The organism is Nostoc sp. CALU 546, from assembly GCF_048836525.1.
This window is the reverse complement of the sequence record NZ_JAWJTF010000001.1, coordinates 38,405-62,074: the sequence shown is the minus strand read 5'-3', so window position 1 is coordinate 62,074 and position 23,670 is coordinate 38,405. Positions and strand designations below refer to the sequence as shown.

The following is a 23,670-nucleotide window of genomic DNA, read 5'->3' as shown; positions in this document are numbered from 1 at the left end:
GCATCCAAAAGCTTTGCCTGTGCTAAAATCAGCATACCGGCACGACCGCAGGTGATGGGAAAAATGCCATGTTTGAACGCTTCACAGAAAAAGCCATTAAGGTAATCATGCTGGCCCAAGAAGAGGCCCGCCGTTTAGGTCACAACTTTGTTGGAACCGAGCAGATCCTCCTGGGTCTGATTGGCGAAGGCACTGGTGTGGCTGCCAAGGTGCTGAAATCAATGGGCGTCAATCTTAAAGATGCCCGAATTGAAGTTGAAAAAATTATAGGACGGGGATCAGGCTTTGTTGCCGTGGAAATTCCGTTTACGCCACGGGCAAAGCGAGTTTTAGAACTCTCCTTGGAAGAAGCACGCCAACTGGGGCATAACTACATTGGCACCGAGCATCTGCTGTTGGGCCTAATCCGCGAAGGGGAAGGCGTCGCAGCCAGGGTGCTAGAAAACCTCGGTGTGGATCTATCTAAGGTAAGAACCCAAGTCATCCGCATGTTGGGAGAAACTGCTGAAGTTTCACCAGGTGGTTCATCCGGGCGCACAAAAACCCCGACTCTGGATGAATTTGGCTCAAACCTGACCCAGATGGCGATAGACAATAAGCTCGATCCAGTGGTGGGACGCGCCAAGGAAATTGAGCGGGTAATCCAGATATTGGGTCGCCGAACAAAAAATAACCCAGTGCTGATTGGGGAACCAGGGGTTGGTAAAACTGCGATCGCTGAAGGTTTAGCTTCACGCATTGCCACCAAAGATGTCCCTGACATCCTCGAAGATAAACGCGTCGTCACATTGGATATTGGTTTGCTCGTAGCAGGAACCAAGTACCGGGGTGAATTTGAAGAACGCTTGAAAAAAATCATGGATGAAATCCGCTCTGCGGGCAATGTCATTCTCGTGATTGATGAGGTACACACCTTAATTGGTGCGGGTGCAGCCGAAGGTGCTATTGACGCAGCGAATATCCTCAAGCCAGCTTTGGCCAGAGGTGAGTTGCAGTGCATCGGAGCTACAACCCTAGATGAATACCGGAAGCACATTGAGCGAGATGCAGCCCTAGAGCGGCGTTTCCAACCAGTAATGGTTGGTGAACCTACAGTTGATGAAACAATTGAAATTTTATATGGTCTGCGCGAACGCTACGAGCAACACCATAAACTGAAAATCTCCGACGAAGCATTGGTTGCGGCGGCGAAGTTATCAGACCGTTACATTAGCGATCGCTTCCTCCCAGATAAAGCCATCGACTTAGTTGATGAAGCTGGTTCTAGAGTGCGCTTGATTAACTCCCAACTGCCACCCGCAGCCAAAGAGTTAGACAAAGAACTGCGTCAGATATTAAAAGAAAAAGATGACGCGGTGCGTTCTCAAGACTTTGACAAAGCTGGAGAATTGCGCGATCGCGAAATGGAAATCAAAGCCGAAATCCGCGCGATCGCTCAAAGCAAGACCAATGCAACTGGCACAGAAGGTGAAGAACCTGTAGTTACAGAAGAAGACATTGCCCATATTGTCGCTTCTTGGACTGGAGTACCGGTGAACAAACTCACCGAATCTGAATCTGAAAAGCTGCTGCACATGGAAGATACCTTGCATCAGCGTTTAATTGGTCAAGATGAAGCTGTGAAAGCAGTTTCACGGGCAATTCGTCGCGCTCGTGTCGGTTTGAAAAATCCCAATCGACCCATAGCTAGCTTTGTCTTCTCTGGGCCTACTGGCGTAGGTAAAACCGAGTTGGCGAAATCCTTAGCTGCTTACTTCTTCGGTTCCGAAGAAGCGATGATCCGCTTAGATATGTCCGAATACATGGAGCGTCACACCGTCAGCAAGCTGATTGGTTCGCCTCCGGGTTATGTTGGTTATAACGAAGGTGGTCAGCTGACCGAAGCCGTGCGGCGGCGACCTTACACCGTGGTGTTGTTCGACGAAATCGAAAAAGCCCACCCCGATGTCTTCAACATGCTGCTGCAAATTTTGGAAGACGGCCGGTTAACTGATGCCAAAGGTCGCACGGTGGACTTCAAAAACACCTTGCTGATTTTAACTTCCAATATTGGTTCTAAGGTAATTGAAAAAGGCGGTAGCGGTATCGGCTTTGAATTCTCCGAAGATGCCAGCGAGTCAACTTACAACCGGATTCGCTCTTTGGTCAACGAAGAACTCAAACAGTACTTCCGTCCAGAGTTCCTCAACCGACTCGATGAAATTATCGTCTTCCGTCAGTTGAACAAGCCGGAAGTGACCCAAATCGCCGAAATTATGCTCAAGGAAGTATTTGGTCGTCTGACGGAAAAGGGTATCACCTTAGAAGTCACAGACCGCTTCAAGGATCGTTTGATCCAAGAAGGTTACAGTCCCAGCTACGGCGCAAGGCCATTACGTCGGGCAATTATGCGCCTGTTAGAAGATAGCCTAGCAGAAGAAATTCTGTCTGGTCGTATCAAAGATGGCGATACAGCCCTTGTTGATGTGGATGAAAATGGCATTGTCCAAGTTAGTTCTCAACAGCGTCGGGAATTGTTACCCCAAGGTGTTGAGTAAGATTTAGGGTTTGGGATTTAAATCTCAAATAAAAAATTAGAAAACGGTAGAGTATTTATTGCTCTACCGTTTTTTTGTGTTATTTGATAATTTGTTTATTGAACTTTACGCCAAGCCGAAGTAACAGTTTTAGTTCCTGGTACTAGTTCAATCAGACCTTGCTCTCTAAGTCTATTAAAAGCCGCTTTGATAGTACTTTCAGAATCTACACTGGCGATTTGTCGTGCAATTTTGTTAGTTATATTTTCATGATCATTTAAGTATTCCATAATTGTTGATTCAATGGAAGCAAGGGGTTCATGTCGAATATAGACAATTACTGAGTTTTCTTGTTCAAGAATAAGAGGAACCTTAAGTCTTAAACGAGTCATCGCATCAAAAGCTGTGTTTAAACCCTCACCTACGTCTTTATTGGGTGCTTCAGGAAATCTGTTAATAAGGCGTACTATTACACCATTCCTTGCAAATTGTTCTTTCAAAATGTTATTTATTGTGATATGTCCAGGTAATCTACCGGGACTTTCAACTTCTACACGATTATCAAAGATGCGAATTTGCACGTCTTTTAAAATGCTATAGTCCCTATGAAGCACTGCATTAGTAATAATTTCATGTAAAACCTCATCAGGATATTCGATATGTTGTAACTTTCCTGCTTCCAATTTTGGGATTTCTTCAACTATATTCTTTGTCTTCTTTACTGCCTCAATAATTTGATCATACAAGCAGCCTTCAATGGTTATCGGATCAAAAGCCAGATTCTCCCTCCGACCTTCTTCATCAACAGTCTTGTATCTATAGACCTTAACTCCGCATCTTTTCGGTAGTAAAGCTTGTGGTTCCTCAGAGAAAAGAAGAACACCAGCAACAGTTGGCTTTCCATTAATAATCAACTGTTGTTTTTTTAACCACTGTTCTGGCTCCGCTGACGGTATAACGCGAAGCATAAAATTAAGAATAGGAAGAGAATTTGTAATAACTTCGATATCAGCCTTGACTGTAGATGTCTCAAAAGAATCTATACCCTTGTCAAGCCTGAGCCGTGCAAGTTTTTCTTCTGTATCTTGTGGTAGATTTTGCGCTCCAAGTCGCAAATATGGAATAGGCCTGTCCAAAGCTTAAACGATTTCTCGGTTTTTGTTAATCTCTACTTGAAGAACCAACCCAATACAACCATCACAGGACAAGAAAGTATAGCTATAGTACTGACCTAGTGGGAATAGTTCCTGAAAAACTTGCAAATGAGCATTTGCATCTTCTTGATCAGCAAAACCACGCCAAATACGTTGATTTTTCCCATCAATTTTAGTTTCATCAATTCCAATATAAACTTCACCACCACTAGCATTTGCAAATGCAGATATAGAGCGAGTTAGTTTTGCTGGTTTTATGTCTATTGATTTCAAGTCTAAAAAATGGCTTTCCTCAAATGATAGAATTTGACTAACCTGCTCATAATTAATCTTTTCAACTTTAATTGACATAATAAATTTTCTGTTAACACTTTAGTATTAAGTAATAATTATAGTAGAATTCAGTAGTTGCTATGTTGAATTGAACGGCGGCGAAACTTTAAAAAACAGCACCATTAATTTTAATTACAAAAGGTTGAGTAAAATTTAGAACCGGGGATTAAATCTCAAATATAAAATTACAAAACGGTACAATATTTATTGGTCTAATGTTTTTTGTATAAAAAATCTGGGTTTGCAATCGTTATATTTTCATCGTAAATTGCGGAATTTAGCTGTTTTCAATGTAAGTACAAAAACTTAACCCTTAATCATAAGTGGAATTAATCGTCAAATTAGCCTCGATGTTAGACAAGTTGCCAAGCACATAGCAGGTACACCTCAAAGTCAAAGACTTCTCAAACGAGGAGTTGCCGCTCATGTATTTAACAATGAACCTACTATGAATATAGTTACTCAAGCCATAATAGAAAATGGGCAGTTCACTGGAATAATTCGAGGATATAACCGTTATGGGATGTTTTTTAATGAACCAATAGGTTATGGAATCAGTCCAGATGGTAGTCGTATTCTACTTTACTATGGGGAGATAAAAATCAATGCAGACGACCAATACCACGTCATCCCCCGCACAAGACCGAGTGAAGAATAACTGGGAATTTACAGAAGTATGGATAGATCCAATGTTATCCCCTCCATATATTCTTTTATTGCTTTGTGATAGTGAAAATAACTGTCAAGTTTATGATCCGGCGCAGAGTTATAAAGTTGTATTTTCTAGTAATGACTATAATACAGCCAAGTTATGGTTACTAGAAGATGAGTATGAACTAATTGAAGGTAGGCTTTTAGCTGCGGAGTTAGTCTGATTTATTAGAGAGTTATGAGAAAAATTTAACTAAGTAAAATTCAACAAATATTCATCTTACTTTGTGTTGGTTTGCTCTATTAAACCAACTTATAATTAGTACACACTATGAACCAAGGAGCAAAGACGTGTAGCTTAATTCATCAGATAAAAACAGAAAATTCCTTTTATTTTACCTTTCTCAACAGAAAAATTTAAACCTCCAGGGCTGGGTTCTTCAACTATGTAATTTAAATTGGTAACTTTACCATCTTGAAATATTTCAGTTTTTCCATAGGTTCTAATCACTTTTGATTGTCTGTCACCTACTTTTACTCCATCTATGGTGGAATATTTAGAGCTAGTTGCTTTGATTTGATAAACAGTAAAGTTACCTGGTTTAGCACCTTCATCTAAATCAACTGTGATACCTGCATATTTCAGAGTACGAACTTTACCAATAGCTGCTATAAAGCCATTTTCTACTTTTACAGCTTTACCTAAAATTTTTCTGACTTGTGCCTCGGACATAGAAAGTTTCACTCCACCTATTCCTAGACGTTCAATAGTTATTCCTGTTGATTGATTATTAGTATTCTGAGAAATTTGATAGTTAGTAGTGGTAGCAGTTACTTGATTATGGGTGTAACTAATCAAGGGAAGAACAAAAATAGCGATGCCTACGGCGGGCTGCGCCAACGCCAACGAAATTTCTCTTAACATAATTGCATACTCGACTATTTTATAGTTACTAAGCTGTCACATCAGCCTGTGTATCAGTTTTATCACATGCTTTCTAGCATGTCTTTATCTCCAATCAATCGACTGATTCAGAATCAAACCTGAAGTGTCTTTAAAATGGGAAAATATAAATAATCATTGGGAGGAATCAATCGTCATGACTGTGATAGTTGCTAAGTGGACGATTGACGAATATCACCGAATGATTGACGCTGGCATTTTGAGCGATCGCAAAGTTGAACCACTTCAGGGAAAAATTAATTATTAAGTGCAAGTTTACGGAAAATTGGTGCTACTTGTTATAGAGCTACGAGCCTTCATTCGTTATTTGAACAGTGGATTGGCTAGATTGGGCTAGATAGATACCCGCTAAAACTACAGCAAAGGTTGCCCAGTCAAATAAACCTACCTGTTCTGAAAAAATGAACCACGCAAAAATGGAAGCTAGGACTGGTTCTAGGAGAAGTGTGACGGCGACAACGCCTGAAGAGATTCTGCTGAGGCTATAAGCCAAAAGCCCCTGACCTAACACTTGGCAAAAGAGGGCTTGGAAAATTATGAAAAACCAACCTGTCCAGGAATAGGGCAACAGTCTATCTTCCAGAAATGGGAGGACGGGTAATAGAAACATTGTTGTTACTCCACAGCGCCACAGCATAATAGTTGCAGTGCTAAATCTGGTTCGGAGTTTTTCTATCAGCAGCATACACGTAGCCATGAAAACCGCAGTTAGTAACGCCAAGGCATCACCCAGTATTTGGTCATTTGCAAATTGCACCTTATTAAGTTCAAAAGCGATCGCTCCCCCCAAGGCTATAACCAGACCAATCACGAATCTGTGATCGAAGCGGCGACCGAATAACAGATACCCGGCTAAAGCAACGAATAAGGAGTTTAAATTAGACAGTAAAGCCACGTTGGCCACGCTAGTTTGACTCAGCGACCAAGCCCACAAGAGGAGGTAGGTTCCAGCAGAGGTTCCCATTGCCAACAATAGCCACACTTCTTGTCCGGTGAAAGGCTTCTGTTCTATAGATTGGCTATCGGACTGTTGGTAGCGGAAAGCCTCAAGTCCATTCCACAGCGCAAAGACGACTGTTGCAATCCAACTGCGATGAAATACTACAGCATTTGCACCAATTTCTTGTTGACACAATTTGGTTAGAGATGGCGCTAAAGATATGGGAATTAGAGCAAACAATAATGAGGCCGTTCCTAATAAAGCTGGTGTTTCGGAGAATTGTTGCTTTAGTAATGACAGTTTGAACGTCATACTTTTAATGAAAGTGTTAACTATATTTTTGACTGATTCCTGGAATGGGAAATGAATAGCAGCTTGGCTAGATACGGCTAAGTATAAACCTATTAAAACGACAGCGAAACCTATCCAATTTGAAAAAGTTAATTTTTCCGAAAATATTATAAGAGCGAAAATGCCGCTAAATACTGGCTCTAACAAATGCACTAAGGAGACAACCACAGAAGAAAACTTGGCAAGGCTATAGGTCAAAAGCCCATGACCCAAGACTTGGCAAATCAGGGCTAGGGAAGTGACCCAAAGCCAACCACTGACTGTAGAAGGAAAAATCTGATCTTGAGTAAACAAAAGTATGGGGAAAATGACTAAAGCTGCGATCGCACAGATCCACAACTGGATTGTGTCAGGAGAAAATTTTGTTCGTAATTTTTCTACAATCAGTAGGTATGCACCCAAGAAAATCGCCGAAACGATCGCAGCAAACCCTCCTTGAACTTCGTCTGTAGCGATTTGCAACTCCTCAAATTCAATAGCGATCGCTCCCCCAAGGGCGATGACCATACCAATGAGGAATTGCCTCTCAAAACCCTGACGAAATAATAGCCACGCCCCTAAGCTGGTAAATATGGGGGCGAGATTGTGCAACACACTAGAAATCGTGACGCTGGTTTGAGTCAGCGACCAACCCAAACAGACTAAAGTAGCTGCCCAAAGAATACCAGCACCTAGCAATAGCCATAGATCCTGACTGGTGTAGGGCTGTTGTTCTACAGGTTGAACTAAGGAAAATCGCTGCCGTATTGCCTTGTATCCATTCCAGAACAAGAAGACCACACTAGCAAGCCAAAAGCGATTAAATACAGTAGCATTGGGGCTGAGTTCAGTTTCGCTTAATTTCATAAAAATAGAGCCAAAAGATATAGCACCTACACCTACAAATAATGAAGCGATCGCTATCTTCGTTTGATTGGATACATTCATTAGGAAATTTAAATTCAATTTTTTACCAATAAATAATCAACTAGTATTTAAGCAGTCAAATTCTAGGCGAAGTTAAAGTATTTATGCTGTTATGAATTAAATTAACTATTTTTTACCTTTTAACCCAGCCATTGATCTTTTCCATAATTAATCCATTGTTGCACAAGAGCGATCGCGGATACAAGAATCACAAATGATAGGCTTTTATATTTTCTTTTTCCTGGAAAACAACAATACAAATAACCTAAAGCTAGAAAAAAGAAAGGTACTGCAAATATATATCTGCCTAAACTCGCTAGGCGATTTTGTGTAAAAAATACGATTAAAGCATTTATTACTGAAAAATATATGCAGAACCAAAATAGATAATTCTTTTGTAAGCTATTGGTAAATGTAGAGGTAATTATTTCCTTTTTTCTACCTCGCCAATAATTCAATACATACGCTAATACTAAGACGGGCGGGTATATTATTAAAATATCCCAAATAAATCTTTTTGGAATAAATACCAATAATTTATTATTTTTAGACTTACAATATATTAGGATAAAAGAAATTATTAGAATCAGAATTGGTAGATATAAACCTAATAAATCAAACAAGGGAGATTTAGGTAAAAATAGTAAGTCTAAATTTAATCCTAATGTTTTACCCCATTGTTTTTGATCGTGGAATGGCGCGAAAAAATTTCCTCTTGATTGGAGACATGAAAATCCATAAATAGAATATCCAAATATCGCTGAAATGGATATTGTAATCGTTTGGAAAAGATGACTTTTACTTAGTTGTTTTGTTAACAAAAATATTGTTATTAATGAGAAGAAGCAGGCGAAAATAATCTGAATTAATACTGGACGAGTTAAAGCCATTAAAATACTAATAACCAATAACTGTATTAATTTGATTTTTTCATTTAATCTATTTTCAGGTAAAAGCAGCCATATAAAAAAAATCCCCAGTAGAGAAAACAAGCTTTCTGTATAGCCTATAACGCGGAAAATTGCCATAGGGTTAACGGTGTAAGCAAGGGTAATTGTTAATGCCAAAAGTTGATTTTTTAAAGCCTTTTTAAATACCCAAAATACTAAAGGAGTAGATATGCAAAAAATTGCTGTAGCTGTAATTTTAAAATAATTTGCATATTGTTCTAGATTTTGGGGATGAAATAGGTGAGTAATTATAAAACCCCAAAGAGGATAAAAAGCAGTACAAGTATTTTGCAAAGCCATATTTGCATAAAGTCCTATATCCCAGTAGTAACTTTTATGTGGTAATGCGGGGGGATTTACACGGGGTAACTGAGTGGGAGAAAAGAACTTATAAAAAGTATCTGGGAAAATTAGCATCCCCACAATAGCGCAAACAATAAAAGCACTATAAATAATTATATAAGGCGTCAAATCTTTAGGGAAACTTACTTTTTTCATTGGCTATTTTATCTTTATTTGAATTAATATATCCTTGAATAAACTAATTAATTAAAACCTCTAAAGTAAATAGGTAAGCATAAATTCAACTAGATTATGTAATGCAAAATTAATGAAATTCATTCTTAGTAAACTGCTCCAGCACTTTTACAAGGTCTAGAGCAGCTTACTACAAACCGACTGGGAAAATTTATCGTTGGGATAAAGCAGAATGGAAGAGAGTTTTTACCTAGTTCATCTTTCTTTACGTTGTTAGGTTTTATTGTGCCTACCTACTAACCAACCCAGCGCTCTTGGGCAAATCCTACAGCTATTTTGGCTAGTAGTGTCACAAAAACGCCTAGTATTAAATATCCCTGGCGAGGATGGCGAGATAGCAGCACACCAATGGCTATATTTAAAGGCACAATACCATAGGCGAGACGGCTCAAGGAAATAGTGCCTCCAGAGGCTAGCAGCAAACCAATACCACAAAAGCCATAAATAACTGTAACTGGGGTCAGTTGCGTGCGTAAGCGCCACAACACATAGCCACCACCTAAGACCATAGTTAGGTTGAGCAAGTTATTAATCCACTGTTCGCTTGCCAGAATCAACAAAAATAAGATTAAAGCATAAAAGCCATAGAATAATTTCACAGAACGAAAATGTTGACGGAAATGCCATAAAAGATAGCCACTGGCAACAATCACGCCACAAAGCAAGAGATACCAGGGGTCTTGAATCCCACCAGAGGAGTTTTGAACCCAACCAAATTGCCAATTTTTTCTGCCAACTGCAATTTGCATGAGCATATTTAACCAACCCTGCCAATCAAACCCAAAGGAAGGCCGCCATCCCCTTTGTGCTTCGATAAAAGCTAGAGGGTTGCCAAAATAAATCGCACAATACAAGCTGAATAAAAGTATGCCAATAGCAGTCGTAAAACTAGCTATATAAGCAATGGGTGGTCGGCGTTCTTTCCACGATGCGATCGCCAATGCTGGAATTAGTGCCATACCTGTGGGACGTGTTGCTGTCGCCATCGCCCCCCAAAGGGCAATCCAGCCATACTGTTTTTGATCAAATGCCCGCAAAGTCGCCGTACTCAAAAACAAATACAGCCCCTCTGTGTAAATCACCCCCGTAAACATAGACGATGGATACAAAGAAACCACAGCAGTCACCCATTGCGCTGCATTGATGTCATAATGCTCCTTAACCCAAAAGTACAAACAGTAAAGCGCTGCGAAAAATGCTAAATTGTTGACTAATATACCTGCTAATTCAAACGGTAAGCCCAACTTCATCAAAACCCAGATACTTAAGGGAAATAGGGGAAAGAAAGCAAGATTGTGTTGCTTGCCGTCATTTACAAATTCATAGCCAGAAGTAGCGATCGCTCGATAATGCATAGTATCCCAGGCATCAAAAACACCCCAGCCAAAACGGGGCAAAAATTCTTCTGCTGGTAACGGTAGTTTTGGTGCAACCAGCAACATAACAGTCAAGATGAATATTCGGCTGGCAAACCATATTGCTGCTGGAAATAGGAAATCATTTTTCCATAAAGCTTTTTTTATAACTATCTGAACTTTGACCATAAGGTTGAGTGCTTCAACAAACTCCTTTATATATTCTTTTACCTATGGCTGTAACACAGCGATTTATGAGTAACATCTTGCATATTAAATCCTCCATCAAAATAATTAACAAACTGTACAGATTAAAAATTACTTAAAAGTGTTCCCTACTTGGTTGATTTTGTCAATTTTGTCGGAATTTATCTTTAAAAGTATAGTATTTATAAATACAAATTTTGTCTATATATATGAGAATTTGTCATTTGTTATTTGTCAAGAGTCATTAGTTAGTTAGTGATTTTCTCCCCTGTCCCCTTTGTCCCCCTTTTCCCTCATCTCCCCACTCCCTCTCTTGGAGTCAGTGTATCGAATATAGTGATTGCTGTTATTAAAGAGTCCCCAGCAATTTATAGTGGGAGTTGTCTGTAAATCCTTAAGCAATTGTGAAAGCGATTACTCTTGTTGGTTCCACTGGTTCTATTGGTACTCAGACTTTAGATATTGTCACTCAGTACCCAGATCAGTTTCGGATTGTGGGATTGGCGGCTGGGAGCAATGTCGAAATGTTGGCTGCTCAAATTCGGCAGTTTCGACCGGAAATAGCAGCCATTTGCTCAGAAGCTAAATTACCAGCACTCAAAGAAGCACTCATTGACCTCGATCCCCAACCGATTCTATTGGCAGGTGACGCCGGAGTGATAGAAGTTGCCCGTTACGGGGATTCCCAAACCGTTGTCACTGGTATCGTTGGCTGTGCTGGTTTACTACCCACGATCGCAGCTATTGAAGCTGGTAAAGATATTGCCTTAGCGAACAAAGAAACCCTGATTGCTGGGGCCCCTGTGGTTCTACCCCTAGTCGAAAAACACGGTGTAAAATTACTCCCAGCCGATTCCGAACATTCCGCAATCTTTCAATGCCTCCAAGGTGTTCCCAAAGATGGCTTGCGGAAAATTTTGCTCACTGCATCTGGTGGGGCTTTCCGCGACTGGGATGTAGAAAAGTTAGCAGATGTAACCGTTGCTGACGCTCTCAAGCATCCTAATTGGTCGATGGGGCGTAAAATCACAGTAGACTCTGCTACTTTGATGAATAAAGGACTGGAAGTAATTGAGGCTCACTTCCTGTTTGGATTGGATTATGACAATATCGAAATTGTCATTCATCCCCAGAGTATTATTCACTCGCTGATTGAACTGCAAGATACTTCCGTTTTAGCCCAACTCGGTTGGCCGGATATGCGCTTACCTTTGCTGTATGCTCTATCTTGGCCCGATCGCATCTATACCAACTGGCAACGACTAGATTTAGTCAAAGCTGGAAATTTAACCTTCCGTGAACCAGATCACCAAAAGTATCCTTGTATGCAGTTAGCTTATGCTGTGGGTAAAGCTGGTGGTTCCATGCCTGCTGTATTAAATGCCGCCAATGAGCAAGCTGTAGCTTTATTTTTAGATGAAAAAATTCGCTTTTTAGATATTCCCCGGTGTATCGAATGGGTGTGCGATCGCCATCAAAATGATAACCGTACAAATCCCTCTTTAGATGACATTTTGGCAGCAGATAAATGGGCAAGACAAGAAGTTTTAATAGCGACTGAAAAGTTAGAAACTCACTCGCGGATAATTTCTCTGCGATAAAAACCTTTAATTGCAGATACCCAAAAGGCAGATTTTCTGGCTCTTGACCAATTCTTGTTTAGCCTTCAGCATTAGCCTGAAGGCTAACGACTAAATTCCTTTTTGTTCATTCTCTACCATGCTTTACTAGACTCTTTATCTGAGATAGTAATTGATTAACTAGAGACATTTGTCTTTGGCTTTTCTAATAAGAAAATAATTCCTAAAACCGGAAAAATTAAAGCTATTAAGTTCATCACTTTAAGTCCTTTTGAATCTATTCCCAATGATCCTAATAAAGATGTCTGGATGATTGAATGAATATTACCAAATATATACCAACTATAGATTCCAAGTGTAATCCATTTTGCCCACATCTTTTCTTGAAATATTCCAACTATTGCGGCAACCACAACTAAAGCAGTGATCGTCACAAAAAATATTGATGTAAAAGATATTTCATTACCAGCAGCATTATTTTTAAATATCATAATCCAAATTATTGCATTGACTGCACAACTTAAGGCAACTAAACCTAAATATGCGATGCTGTACAGTTTTGCAACTTTCGTATAAATTTTTGTTACCATACACTTTATTCTCAGCCTTTTGATTTTCAAAAATCAAATAGCGTTAATGTATCCTTCCAAAATATAACTTTTGCATACTGTAATCTTTTATACAAAATACTAAGAGGATATTTTTGAATAATTCTGCCAAATTGCCAAATAAGTTGCCTCTTCTCTGAATCATAGTCTCATTTTCAGGTAATATAGCATTGCTACTGTTAGATAAAAAATCTTAGCTTTAGTATCTATTTAAAACTAGGTTTAATAGCTTTAGCACTAGTAATTTTTACTTAAAATAAAAATTTACCTTTTCTGAATAAACCCACTATCAGACAAGGGCGATTATTAAGGAATTAATATATATGATTGCTATGCTGATTGTAGCTTGGATTGTCTTCATAATAGTATGGAAGTTGCTGAAAGCAACCGTGAGCAATGCATTGACTCTTGCGGCAATCCTTATTTTATTAAATATTAGTTTTGGTATTACTCCACAAGATATTTGGCAATACATAACCCAGTTTGCTCAAAATCTGTCGCAGATCCAAATTGGCAAGTAAAAAGAAATACTTCACTTTTGCTAATAAAAGGTGAAGTATAAATCCAATGTTCCTGTAATATTTACAGCCTTTGTAGTTCAATTATTATTTAATACTGAAATTTTAGCCAATGCATCCTTAACACTCGCTGGTAACTGACGCATAATCTTACCTCTTTCGCGATCTAAAGCGACTAAAGTCACTTTGGCGGTGACGTACAATTGTTGTCCATCAGCGGAGACAATGGCATAATCCCAATTGATTCGGACACCAGTCACCTCAGCCATCCGCGTTTTTACTACTACTGCCATACCCAATTGAATTGAACGGTGATAGCGCACCGACAGTTCTACAACTGGTAAATCGCAACCGATAACGACTAAATCAGCAAATTCAATCCCTATAGATCGCAAGCATTCAATCCGTGCTTCTTCCATCCAAGCTAGATAAGAACCGTGCCAGACAATGCCTGCATAGTCAGTGTGATGGGGTTGAACTCTCACAGGATATTCAAACCAATTCCCAAATTCATGATTTGATGGATTGTCAAGAGCGCTGGTTGGCGGTAGTTTTGGTTGAGTGGGTTTTTCTTCTGACATCTTCAAATTTCTCAGTACCTATAAATTTTCCAAATTATTGAATAGCATAAAAATTAATTGTGTTGCTGCACTTATTAATTTAATATTTACCTTCCGAGTATAGGGAGTGTTTTGTTATGCAGCCTAATCTCCAGTATGTGAGTGTTGTTACTTTGACTCTACTTAGTTTACTAGGTTTTGGGATGGTATATCCAGACAATAACCAGGTAAGCAAAAATGCGAGGTTGAGGTACGAATCTGGAGAAAAAGCTCAAGCTTTACCCACGAGTAATCAGATATCAGAAATTGCCAGACTCAATGAACAAGCTATCAAAGAATCTCGTCAAGGTCAATCGCAAGAAGCATTGCAGAGATTACAAAAAGCATTAGCTATCAGCAGAGAACTTGGAGAGCGCTCTTGGGAAGCGGTAACATTCAACAACATCGGCAGAATCTACCAAGGTCAAACAAAGTATCCAGAGGCACTTCAATCTTATCAACAAGCCATATTAATTAACAAAGAACTTGGGGATCTGGTTCGACTTGGTAAAACCTACAGTAACATCGGTTACTTATTCGATATTCAAAACAAACCGGAGTTAGCAATTTTTTTCTACAAGCATTGCTTGATTAATCGTGAGAAGGCTCGCTTGAATCCATCAGCACTGAGTGCGCCACAACCAGATGCTTACAGCATAACTGTGAGCCAGACATATCGCATTTTAGGTGAACGATTACTTAAACAGGAACGTGTTGCTGAAGCGCAAAGGACAATGGATTTACTCAAAGTCGAAGAACTAGAAGAATATCTCCAGAATGTGCCAGGTAATCAACGTACTGTCAAAGCTATTAATATAGCGGCAACAGAAAAACCGATTAAACAAAAGTTGGATCAAAGTGTGGATAATGCTGTTGTACTGGGTAAGGAACTGACAAAACTACGGAAAATTCCCCCCAAAGAGCGATCGCTAGAACAGAAAAAACGCATAGAGCAATTAGTCCTAAATCAACAGCAACTCCTGGATGAATTTAACGAATTTATTAATAGTCCTTCAGTAAAAGCACAGGCAGAGCAAATTAGCCTTACAGCTAGACGGCAAAATTTGGAATTGGAGAGTTTCAACCAACTTCGGGATAATTTGGCGCGATTACCTCAAAAATCAGCACTACTCTACCCACTGATCTTAAAAGATAGTTTGGAATTGGTATTGGTAACTCCTGAATCCCCACCAATTCATCGCACCGTTGCTGTAAAGCGCGAAAACCTCCACAAAACAATTGGTGCTTTCCGCCAAGCTTTAATCAATCCCAGTCGAAATATCAAAGCACCTGCACGCCAATTATATGACTGGCTAATTAAACCGATAGAGAAAGACCTAGAGCTATCAGGTACGCAAACTCTGATTTACGCTCCAGACGATCGGTTACGCTACATTCCGTTAACTGCTTTATATGATGGCAAACAATGGCTAGTGCAGCGCTTCAGTGTAAATCACATTACATCCGCCAGTCTGACTAACTTAAATACCCCACAACAATCAACTTTGCGGGTTTTAGCAGGTGCTTTTACTAAAGGTAATTATCAAATCAAAGTTGGTAATCGACAAGTTGCTTTTGCTGGCTTACCCTTTGCAACGCGGGAGGTGGAAAGTCTAGCAGCTGCGGTTCCTGAAACTACGAAGCTTTTAGACGATGCCTTTACTCCTAGAGTCGCTGTACCCCAAATGGATGACTACACAATTGTCCATTTAGCGACTCATGCAGCCTTTGTGGTTGGTAAACCAGAAGATTCGTTTATTTTATTTGGGAATGGCGATCGCGTTAATTTTAGAAATGTCGCCACTTGGTCACTCCCGAATGTAGATTTGGTAGTGTTGAGCGCCTGTGAAACCGGCTTGGGAGGCAAGTTAGGTAATGGTGAGGAAATTTTGGGCTTTGGCTATCAAATGCAACAAACCGGCGCTAGAGCCGCGATCGCCTCTTTGTGGTCTGTGGATGATGGTGGTACACAAGCACTGATGAGTGCTTTTTATGGTGTTCTCTCGACTAATAAGTTTAGTAAAACTGAAGCTTTACGACAAGCTCAAGTCTCATTAATTACTGGAGACTGGAAGACAATAAGTCACAATGCACCCTTAGCAGCGGTTAGTAACTTTAGTCATCCCTACTATTGGGCACCCTTTATTTTGATTGGCAATGGACTTTAGGTGTTTATAGTTCCTCACCTGTGCCAAAGGTTGATTTTTCCTTTTAACACCTTACAGCTAAAGGCTAAAAACCCGGTTCGTAAGGTTTAGACGTACACAAAAATCTGCGATGGGCTAACTAGGAGCCAATCACTTAATGGTAATGAAGAATAAGTCAGAGCGATCGCTAATTAAGCCACCATTACCGATTAACAGTTACCAATAATCAATTTTTAATTTGCCATCGACCTTTGGAACCTTAATACTTCTTGGCAAGAGTTTTAGAGCCTGTATCAGTTTGCATAGATTGCTTGACAAGATTAGCCAGTTCGTCTAGTTGGCTAATTGCTTCCGCGCCTTCTAGCTTCATTAGTTCGCGGTCATCCCGCATTTCTGTCCAAGTAATCCCATAATCGGACACTAAAAACCGAATTAGATGGTTATCACCCAAGCTAACCATAAATGAGGCACTATTCATTTGGTCGCCACAGGTGTAGCAGGACGCAGGATACCCGCGCCGCTCTAAAACAACCGCCAAGGCTTGGAGGTTCATTACCAAGTCTTGGACGAATTGTCGATGTTGATGTGCTAGTCTCAGAAACACTTTTGTCCTCCAGACACCACAGTCGTTTGAGTTTCTTTTATATTTTCTTTAGATTTTCTCATCCACTGGTATTGTAAACTATTCAATACAATTACTAGACAGATGATATTGAGTCGTTAATTGACTACCTTGTTTAGGGTAGTGTATCGGGGTTTTGAGGGCCGTATCAAACTATTCAGTTTGCAAATACAAAATCTCGGACAGAATTGCTAAATTTAACCATATCTTTATACACTTCTGTCAGGGTAGATTCTTGCAAGAAACGATCCGCTTTAAGAGTAACTTAAATCTAGCACTAGTCAACTACAGAAAAGCTACATATTTCGTCTTTATTGTCTACGTGCAGCCCAATTGACTGTTAGTAAAGCCCATAACGTAGTTTTGCATCGTTATAGTTGGTCTTGCTTAGATATTTGATCTCTTCTCTTTCTTACGTAGATTTTAGTAAGGACAAATGATTAGATATACCAAATTCGTTCCTCCTGTATATATAAAGTCGAGCAAATGATAATGCAAATTGGAGATTAAGTACTTAAAACTATATAAATGTTCTAACTTGTACAATAGATACGTAGCTAATATACAAGCTTTAGTGTAGACTCCACGATGGATGAACTCAACACTGACAATACCTAAACTCAGCAGAGTGATGTTGCCATTTAGGCAATATTTATAACTATTTTGGTATTATCCTCAAAAAGTCTTACTAAGCAAAGGATTATAATTTGTAAAGATTCTTATCTTAATTTATTTTTGCCAAATTTGACGCAATATATAATATATTTTGATTGCTTATTCAATTTGAATAATTGTTTAATATTATAGCCGTAGCCACATAGGTTAGGACATTTTGAAAACCCCAAGGCTAGGAATAGTAATACTTTTACAGAAAGGCAGAGGGCAGAGGGCAGAGGGCAGAAGGAAAGAAGTATTAATAAAAACTAAAGTTGCTGGGTTATTGCCCAGTTTAAACAAAGAATTGTATCGATAGCGCAGCGTTAGCGAGTCTTCTCCCAAGGGGAGACGCCAAGGGCGAACGAGCGTCGCGGAAAGTGCCGCGAGATACAAAGCGTCCAAGATCAATCCCACATTTTTAAACGTGGGTTCCTTCTGCCTTCTGCCTTCGTACTTCTGCCTTCTGAACTCCTGCCTCCTGCTATAAAACTAGATGAACTAATTCGTAATTCTTGGCGAAAGAACCATACTAAATTATCAAATTAGCGGTTTTTATCTGTTTGGGTATAAATCTTCAACTAATTCAATTGCAAATTATTTGAAAAATCCCACCCCTTTAACCCGGATTTCTCACTCATAGTATGGGTAGGTGTGGGAGGTTTGTTGCTTTTTTCTATCTCCCCACACTCCTTGAATTTCTCACTTGTGAGAAATCCAGGTTTAAGGGGTGAGAGTATTAGTAGACTACTTGCCACCAACCAAAAGCTGGGCCGATAAAACGGATAGTTGCCCATCCTACAACCATAAGACCAATGCCTATCCAGGCACCACGAGTAGTCCAAGTGACAAATTGTTCGCCTTGAGTTTTTGTGATCGGAACCCAAGACAAGATGCGAGTATCTTGACCGTATGTTTCTCCCAGTGTGCTTTTGGTTGAGTCGATGGGGGATATTATTCCCCGCACCTCTCAGTTAGATCCGTGCGTACCCGTTTCCGTGTACACGGCTCCCGATGTTCTTAGCTTGCGCTTTTGCTCATGTGTTTGTAATCGTGACAACTCTCGTGAATTGCCTCTAGATTATTTTCCTTCCAGTTGGTGTGATTTCCGTCGATGTGATGCAGGTGAACCTTTTCTTCACCGATGAATTTCAGACCACAGGAAGCACATCTATGGTTTTGCTTCTTAAGAGCTTTAGAGGTTGCTCCATCATAGAGCTTACTGTTACGTTTGCTCCAATAGGTTATGTCTCCGTCGTAAGGTGATTTAGTTCCTTTGACAGGGATGTGTTTGTTTTCGGAGTAGGAAACTTTTGGAAACGCTTTATCTATCAGTTTTTTGCTAGAGTAGCGTGTTTGTTTTGCTTCCTTGTTGAACACCGTGTAAGCTCTGTGACTCATAAACCAAAGTGATAGCTTTGACCCGTCCATCTTGCAGAACTTATGGTAATTTCTCCAGCCTCTAACTACCGACGCTAATTTCTCAGCCTTTGTGGTAGCACCATAGTTCGAGTTGTTGACGATGTGTTTTACTTTCTTACGGAACGCTTTGAAGTTATCCACTGAGGGATTGCATCTAAACTTTCCGTTTTTCTGGACTTTGAAGTGCCAGCCAAGGAAATCAAACCCATCTGTCGCAGCGGTAATTTTGGTCTTCTTTTGGCTTACATTCATTCCGCGTTTGCGGAGGAACTCGCTGATTCTTTCAAGTATCTCTGTCGCATCATCTTCGGGTCGGAGTATGATAACCATGTCATCCGCGTATCGGACTGATGGTTCGGTGATATCACTGGCTGAGGTTTTGTCAGTGATTCTCTGTCCTTTATTCTCGTGGTATCTGTGTATACTCTCAATCCCATTGAGCGCGATGTTAGCTAGCAAAGGACTGACCACTCCCCCTTGAGGTGTCCCCTGTTCAGGGAATTCTGGGTTGACTCCAGCCTTAAGGCATCGGAAGATACCGAGTTTTAGTCCTTTGGGGGCGATGAGTTCGTCCATTATTGCTGAGTGATTAATCCTGTCGAAGCACTTTTCAATATCGAGTTCGATTACTCGTTTTTCTATTCCGTTGGAACCAGAGCTAAGGTTTAGGAAGATGTACTTTTGTGCATCGTGGGCGGAGCGCCCAGTCCTGAACCCATAACTCCTGGCGTGGAAAGTGGCTTCGTGTGCTGGTTCGAGTACGTACTTTGCTAGGCATTGCCAAGCTCTATCCGCGATGGTGGGTATCTTAAGCATTCTGATAGTCCCGTCCTTTTTGGGGATAGGGATTTCTCTTAGTCCTTGATGTTTCCAATTTCCGCTGTTCACTCTTAGTAATTCTTCAAGGTTGAAGCGTTCCTCGAATGAGAGGGATTTCTTCCCATCAATACCAGCCGTCTTTTTACCAGCATTTAGCTGAGATACTTGTCTTATTGCAAGAAATCGAGCCGAGGTGGATTTTAGAATGAGCTTTTGGAGTGACCGCGCTTTCCGCTTGTCTCCAACTTGAACAGCTTTAAATACGCGCTTTTGAAGGCGGAAAAGATTTCGGCGGAATTTCTTCCACGGTAGGGCTTTCCAAGATTCACTAGTTTTGTAACTGTGTCTAATCATTTTCTCTTCTCTAGTTTGTATTCTCTGAACACCTCAGTCCAATTACGGACTGTCCTATCCGAACTGTGGGGATTCCTCCGCTCGTCTGGACTACCTGAGATTCGACCGTCTCAAGACCCACAATTCGTTTTTCTTCGTTCCCTCGGAGAGATTGATTGTTCCGTTAGATGTAGCCAATTCAACTACTGGATTCCCTGGACTCTTGCCGTTACTCGACGCGTGTTCGGCGGGAATAAACTCCAGTGAGGTCAGGGATTTTGTGTTGCGCCCTGCCTGCAAATAAGTCGTTTTTCTAGGCTCTGTTTCATCGTAGGAACTCCCTGTTAGCGCCAGTGTCAACCCGCAACGGTCGTCTGATTGCGCCCTGTTCCCAGCTTCACTCTACAAGAACCGAGCTTGTTCGGTGTGGGCAGATAAGGAGTCAATTCTGAGTCTGAATGGCAAGACTTGCACTTGCATCTGACCGAGAGTTCAGCCCTTAGTGACAGTAATCTGCTGTCAGGCTGGTTTAGTTATGTACGGACTGGTTACCGTGATTCACTAAACAACGAATCGCACACGACGCTTTGCTTCACCCATAATCAGCAACTCAAATTCTATTTAGGTTCTAATTTATTTTGCCAGGAATCATGGCTACAGAAAGGCGATAAATTACATCACCTTCTATAAGCTGATAATAGTGCTTGCTTTTAGGCGATCGCACTTTGGTTGACAAAATTTAAATTGGAAATGGGGCATTGGGCATTGATAACTGAACTTTAGGCGGAATTTTCCTCATCTGTATTGGAAAACAGACTGGGATCAAGATAGTTAATGCGTGCTAAAGGACTTAAGGCAGCGAGAATTTGAGCGCCGTAGCTACGGTTAACTACACGACTATCAAGCAAAGCTACGATCCCTTGACTTTCTCGGACTGGAGCGATCGCTCTTTGTAATTCATTCAAAGCAGCGGGCAACAAATATAAACGAAACCAATCTTGATGCGATCGCTTATAAAGAGCTACCCTACCAGCTACCAGGGGATTTTCCAAAGATGGTAGGGGCAAAGTAGCAATGATTAATAGATGGGGTGCTGGCAAGACTCGTTGATGTTCTCGCCAAAATTCCCAACCACTAATTAAAATACCATTCTCATCCAAACAAGTTTTTTCTACTTGCACCCGTGAACCAAACTCTGAAGCCAGAATTGTCGCCACTTGAGCCTTTAGTGGTACATCCCCAACCAAAACAGCCGTCAATCCTGGTGCTGTCGCACTTAGACAAACTAGTGTGCGGACTTTGTGGATAAATTCCGCTTGAAATTCTGGTGTGTTGGGTAGGGGCAACTTATAGGGTACATACAGTTGAATTGCTTCCGCTTGACTCTCCGAAGAGAACTTTAGACAAGTTAAATCATCCAAACCAAGGCGCTGGCGGAAAAGAGGAGCCTCAGTTTCCGGTTCGATAGCGCTGCCAATTAAAACTACTGGTTGTCGCTGCCAAATAGGCGAGAGTATTTCCCCTAATTCCATTGGGGCGTAGTGTAAAGAAAATAAACCTTGTCGATGGGCAATAGTCGCCCAGAAGAGAGGAGGGGGAGATGAGGGGGAAAGATTTTCGTTAAGGGTTTGAAATTGTTGCCAGAAATTTTTCCAAGGTTCTGGCAATGCTTCTAATGACTCTAAAGCAGAATAGAGACGACTCAAAATTTCTATTTCTGGCTGGGAAATTAGATAGCACTGATATGGATTTGCAGGATGCTGAAAAAGTTCGTGTGTCAGTTCAATCCGTGCTTCGCGAATTGCCTCAGCTTGGTTTGGGCAAGCCAGCATGAGTTGATCCCAATCATCGGGTTGAATATCTTGGGTAAGCTGATCACGCACCCAATCTTCGAGATCATCTACCCCATCAATAATTGTAGGAATGCCTTGGGGAAAGCGATCGCCACCAGCAAATTGTCCTGTTAACCAAGCTTCTGGGGAGGTCAGCAGTAGCCCTTGAAACTCAGCACCAGGCCAAGCGTCACCTGTTCTAATCGATTTATTAGCTGGTAGCCACTGCTGTAGCCGGGGAATTTCCACCCGCAGCAGAAGTTGCTGCACCGCTTCTTGAGCAACAATAATTACAGGGCCATGCCACATTAGAGCTGATGCTACGAAACTAGTACGATACCGCCCTTGATAGCCACAAACCGCCCCGACTTGAATTAGGGCGCTACGTCCCAGGCGCAAGGCGCGTGCTACCAACCGTGCCATCGTCAAATGATGGGGCCAGGAAGGGAACCCCGCTTGCGATCGCAAAAAGTTATGTAGTGACAAATGAACTTCTGCCTCAATCACACGCTTTTAATTCCATACAAAGTGATTTTTACTTCCAATTGCCCCATTTCTATTATCTTGTCATTTGTCATTTGTTCTTTGTCCTTTGTTCTTTGCCATTGATCCAAAACTAATGACTAATGACCAATGACCAATGACCAATGACTAATGACCAATCACCAATACCCTGAATTATGCCAACTTACACAGGAATTTCCAGCGAAGCCTTCAGGCATCCACTAGATCGCCAAGCCGAGCAAGCTTTACGAAATTTACCGGGATTTGATTTAATTGCTCGTAAATTTGTGGAATTTATCTACGAACGCCCTCAATTAGTCTATCTAATGGGTAACACCATCCAAGTCGGGCCGCGTCAATATTCCACTATTTACCAAATGTTTCGGGAATGCGTCCGAGATTTGGACATTTACCCAGAACCTACACTGTTTGTCTCGCAAGATCCCCAACCAAATAGCTATGCGCTGGGGCAAGAAAATCCTTACATAGTCGTAAATACAGGGATACTAGACTTACTAGATGAAGCCGAGATTCGGGTGGTGTTAGCCCATGAACTGGGGCATATTAAATGTGGTCATACTATTTTAATTCAAATGGCGATGTGGGCGATGAGTGCTGCTTCCGCCTTGGGTGAATTGACCTTCGGCCTCGGTAATCTTGTCACACAAGGCTTAATTTATGCTTTTTTTGAGTGGCGGCGCAAAGCCGAGTTATCGTCAGATCGTGCCGCACTACTAGTTGTGGATGACTTGAATCCTGTAATGTTAACGATGATGAAACTCTCTGGCGGTAGTCACAAATATGCCAATGAGTGTAGTTTACAAGAGTTTATCAAGCAGTCAGAAAATTATCAGGCACTTGATGATGATGGACTGAATCAGGTATATAAATTCTTGATGTACAATGGCGCTCAGGGTACAATGTTGACTCATCCTTTCCCTGTTGAACGCTTGCATTACTTACGGGCGTGGGCAGTATCCGAAGAATACCAGCAAATTCGCCGAGGAAATTATCAGCGATCGCCTGCTTCCGGAGCAGTTAATGTTCCAGCAGAATCTTCCGAAAATCAGACAGAAACTTTACGCCGTCAAATTGAAGAACTACAACGAGAAATCGACAGAATCAGAAGGAATCAGTAGTTTTTAGTCCTAAAGGTGGATTTAGACCC

Annotated in this window: 19 protein-coding genes; 7 read left to right on the top strand and 12 right to left on the bottom strand. The window is 40.8% G+C overall.

Going from position 1 to position 23,670, the window contains the following annotated elements:
* Window positions 1-68: 68 nt before the first annotated feature.
* Entirely contained in the window at window positions 69-2,537 is a 2,469-nt protein-coding gene (locus tag RRG12_RS00285; protein ID WP_069071487.1) for an ATP-dependent Clp protease ATP-binding subunit, read from the top strand.
* A gap of 95 nt (window positions 2,538-2,632) precedes the next feature.
* Here RRG12_RS00285 and RRG12_RS00280 read toward each other — a convergent pair whose 3' ends face one another.
* Window positions 2,633-3,652, bottom strand: coding sequence for an ATP-binding protein (locus RRG12_RS00280; RefSeq protein WP_420757942.1), 1,020 nt, complete (start codon window positions 3,650-3,652; stop codon window positions 2,633-2,635).
* A gap of 3 nt (window positions 3,653-3,655) precedes the next feature.
* Window positions 3,656-4,021 (bottom strand): helix-turn-helix domain-containing protein, encoded by a 366-nt coding sequence (locus RRG12_RS00275; RefSeq protein WP_420757941.1) that lies wholly within the window; start codon window positions 4,019-4,021, stop codon window positions 3,656-3,658.
* A 298-nt stretch (window positions 4,022-4,319) separates the two neighbouring features.
* On the opposite strand from RRG12_RS00275, the gene RRG12_RS00270 reads away from it, so the two are divergent.
* Both RRG12_RS00270 and RRG12_RS00265 read left to right on the top strand, forming a co-directional pair.
* The gene (locus RRG12_RS00270; RefSeq protein WP_420758040.1) at window positions 4,320-4,661 is read left to right on the top strand and encodes a DUF6972 family protein; all 342 of its coding nucleotides are present in this window, start codon (window positions 4,320-4,322) and stop codon (window positions 4,659-4,661) included.
* On the top strand, window positions 4,609-4,878 hold the full coding sequence (locus RRG12_RS00265; RefSeq protein WP_420757940.1) for a hypothetical protein: 270 nt from the start codon (window positions 4,609-4,611) through the stop codon (window positions 4,876-4,878). The genes RRG12_RS00270 and RRG12_RS00265 overlap by 53 nt, the downstream gene beginning before the upstream one ends.
* A 134-nt stretch (window positions 4,879-5,012) precedes the next feature.
* Here RRG12_RS00265 and RRG12_RS00260 read toward each other — a convergent pair whose 3' ends face one another.
* The 4 genes from RRG12_RS00260 to RRG12_RS00245 form a co-directional block, all read right to left on the bottom strand.
* On the bottom strand, window positions 5,013-5,579 hold the full coding sequence (locus RRG12_RS00260; protein ID WP_420757939.1) for a hypothetical protein: 567 nt from the start codon (window positions 5,577-5,579) through the stop codon (window positions 5,013-5,015).
* A gap of 325 nt (window positions 5,580-5,904) precedes the next feature.
* On the bottom strand, window positions 5,905-7,836 hold the full coding sequence (locus tag RRG12_RS00255; RefSeq protein ID WP_420757938.1) for a DMT family transporter: 1,932 nt from the start codon (window positions 7,834-7,836) through the stop codon (window positions 5,905-5,907).
* Window positions 7,837-7,955: 119 nt separating this feature from the next.
* Window positions 7,956-9,263 (bottom strand): mannosyltransferase, encoded by a 1,308-nt coding sequence (locus RRG12_RS00250; protein WP_420757937.1) that lies wholly within the window; start codon window positions 9,261-9,263, stop codon window positions 7,956-7,958.
* 275 nt (window positions 9,264-9,538) lie between these two features.
* Entirely contained in the window at window positions 9,539-10,846 is a 1,308-nt protein-coding gene (locus tag RRG12_RS00245; RefSeq protein WP_420757936.1) for a mannosyltransferase family protein, read from the bottom strand.
* 422 nt (window positions 10,847-11,268) lie between these two features.
* On the opposite strand from RRG12_RS00245, the gene dxr reads away from it, so the two are divergent.
* On the top strand, window positions 11,269-12,465 hold the full coding sequence (dxr, locus tag RRG12_RS00240; protein WP_420757935.1) for a 1-deoxy-D-xylulose-5-phosphate reductoisomerase: 1,197 nt from the start codon (window positions 11,269-11,271) through the stop codon (window positions 12,463-12,465).
* 155 nt (window positions 12,466-12,620) lie between these two features.
* Here dxr and RRG12_RS00235 read toward each other — a convergent pair whose 3' ends face one another.
* On the bottom strand, window positions 12,621-13,034 hold the full coding sequence (locus tag RRG12_RS00235; protein WP_069074030.1) for a hypothetical protein: 414 nt from the start codon (window positions 13,032-13,034) through the stop codon (window positions 12,621-12,623).
* A 341-nt stretch (window positions 13,035-13,375) separates the two neighbouring features.
* Between RRG12_RS00235 and RRG12_RS00230 the strand changes: the two genes are divergently transcribed.
* Complete coding sequence (locus RRG12_RS00230) at window positions 13,376-13,573, top strand: hypothetical protein (protein WP_069074031.1); 198 nt, start codon at window positions 13,376-13,378, stop codon at window positions 13,571-13,573.
* 77 nt (window positions 13,574-13,650) lie between these two features.
* On the opposite strand, the gene RRG12_RS00225 is transcribed toward RRG12_RS00230, so the two are convergent.
* A complete protein-coding gene (locus RRG12_RS00225) occupies window positions 13,651-14,151 on the bottom strand; it encodes an acyl-CoA thioesterase (protein WP_069074032.1) in 501 nt (166 codons plus the stop codon).
* A 116-nt stretch (window positions 14,152-14,267) separates the two neighbouring features.
* Here RRG12_RS00225 and RRG12_RS00220 point away from each other — a divergent pair, with 116 nt between their 5' ends.
* The gene (locus RRG12_RS00220; RefSeq protein WP_420757934.1) at window positions 14,268-16,337 is read left to right on the top strand and encodes a CHAT domain-containing protein; all 2,070 of its coding nucleotides are present in this window, start codon (window positions 14,268-14,270) and stop codon (window positions 16,335-16,337) included.
* Between the two features lie 238 nt (window positions 16,338-16,575).
* On the opposite strand, the gene RRG12_RS00215 is transcribed toward RRG12_RS00220, so the two are convergent.
* The 4 genes from RRG12_RS00215 to RRG12_RS00200 all read right to left on the bottom strand — a co-directional run bounded on the left by RRG12_RS00215 (window position 16,576) and on the right by RRG12_RS00200 (window position 22,505).
* Window positions 16,576-16,920, bottom strand: a complete 345-nt coding sequence (locus tag RRG12_RS00215; RefSeq protein WP_069074034.1) for a DUF1815 family protein — start codon at window positions 16,918-16,920, stop codon at window positions 16,576-16,578.
* A 1,411-nt stretch (window positions 16,921-18,331) separates the two neighbouring features.
* Complete coding sequence (locus RRG12_RS00210; RefSeq protein ID WP_420757933.1) at window positions 18,332-18,559, bottom strand: DUF2839 domain-containing protein; 228 nt, start codon at window positions 18,557-18,559, stop codon at window positions 18,332-18,334.
* Between the two features lie 53 nt (window positions 18,560-18,612).
* Window positions 18,613-20,187 carry a group II intron reverse transcriptase/maturase gene (locus RRG12_RS00205; protein ID WP_420757932.1) on the bottom strand — a complete coding sequence of 525 codons (1,575 nt, stop codon included), beginning with the start codon at window positions 20,185-20,187 and terminating at the stop codon, window positions 18,613-18,615.
* A 758-nt stretch (window positions 20,188-20,945) separates the two neighbouring features.
* Window positions 20,946-22,505, bottom strand: coding sequence for a helicase C-terminal domain-containing protein (locus RRG12_RS00200; RefSeq protein ID WP_420757931.1), 1,560 nt, complete (start codon window positions 22,503-22,505; stop codon window positions 20,946-20,948).
* Window positions 22,506-22,678: 173 nt separating this feature from the next.
* On the opposite strand from RRG12_RS00200, the gene RRG12_RS00195 reads away from it, so the two are divergent.
* A complete protein-coding gene (locus RRG12_RS00195) occupies window positions 22,679-23,641 on the top strand; it encodes a M48 family metallopeptidase (protein WP_420757930.1) in 963 nt (320 codons plus the stop codon).
* Window positions 23,642-23,670: the final 29 nt, after the last annotated feature.

What these genes read in the sequence shown, in the direction of transcription:
- RRG12_RS00285 (WP_069071487.1), top strand. Translation starts at nt 69, where the DNA reads ATGTTTGAACGCTTCACAGAAAAAGCCATTAAGGTAATCATGCTGGCC.
- RRG12_RS00275 (WP_420757941.1), bottom strand. Translation starts at nt 4,021, where the DNA reads ATGTCAATTAAAGTTGAAAAGATTAATTATGAGCAGGTTAGTCAAATT.
- RRG12_RS00265 (WP_420757940.1), top strand. Translation starts at nt 4,609, where the DNA reads ATGCAGACGACCAATACCACGTCATCCCCCGCACAAGACCGAGTGAAG.
- RRG12_RS00260 (WP_420757939.1), bottom strand. Translation starts at nt 5,579, where the DNA reads ATGTTAAGAGAAATTTCGTTGGCGTTGGCGCAGCCCGCCGTAGGCATC.
- RRG12_RS00255 (WP_420757938.1), bottom strand. Translation starts at nt 7,836, where the DNA reads ATGAATGTATCCAATCAAACGAAGATAGCGATCGCTTCATTATTTGTA.
- RRG12_RS00250 (WP_420757937.1), bottom strand. Translation starts at nt 9,263, where the DNA reads ATGAAAAAAGTAAGTTTCCCTAAAGATTTGACGCCTTATATAATTATT.
- RRG12_RS00245 (WP_420757936.1), bottom strand. Translation starts at nt 10,846, where the DNA reads ATGGTCAAAGTTCAGATAGTTATAAAAAAAGCTTTATGGAAAAATGAT.
- RRG12_RS00235 (WP_069074030.1), bottom strand. Translation starts at nt 13,034, where the DNA reads ATGGTAACAAAAATTTATACGAAAGTTGCAAAACTGTACAGCATCGCA.
- RRG12_RS00230 (WP_069074031.1), top strand. Translation starts at nt 13,376, where the DNA reads ATGATTGCTATGCTGATTGTAGCTTGGATTGTCTTCATAATAGTATGG.
- RRG12_RS00225 (WP_069074032.1), bottom strand. Translation starts at nt 14,151, where the DNA reads ATGTCAGAAGAAAAACCCACTCAACCAAAACTACCGCCAACCAGCGCT.
- RRG12_RS00220 (WP_420757934.1), top strand. Translation starts at nt 14,268, where the DNA reads ATGCAGCCTAATCTCCAGTATGTGAGTGTTGTTACTTTGACTCTACTT.
- RRG12_RS00205 (WP_420757932.1), bottom strand. Translation starts at nt 20,187, where the DNA reads ATGATTAGACACAGTTACAAAACTAGTGAATCTTGGAAAGCCCTACCG.
- RRG12_RS00195 (WP_420757930.1), top strand. Translation starts at nt 22,679, where the DNA reads ATGCCAACTTACACAGGAATTTCCAGCGAAGCCTTCAGGCATCCACTA.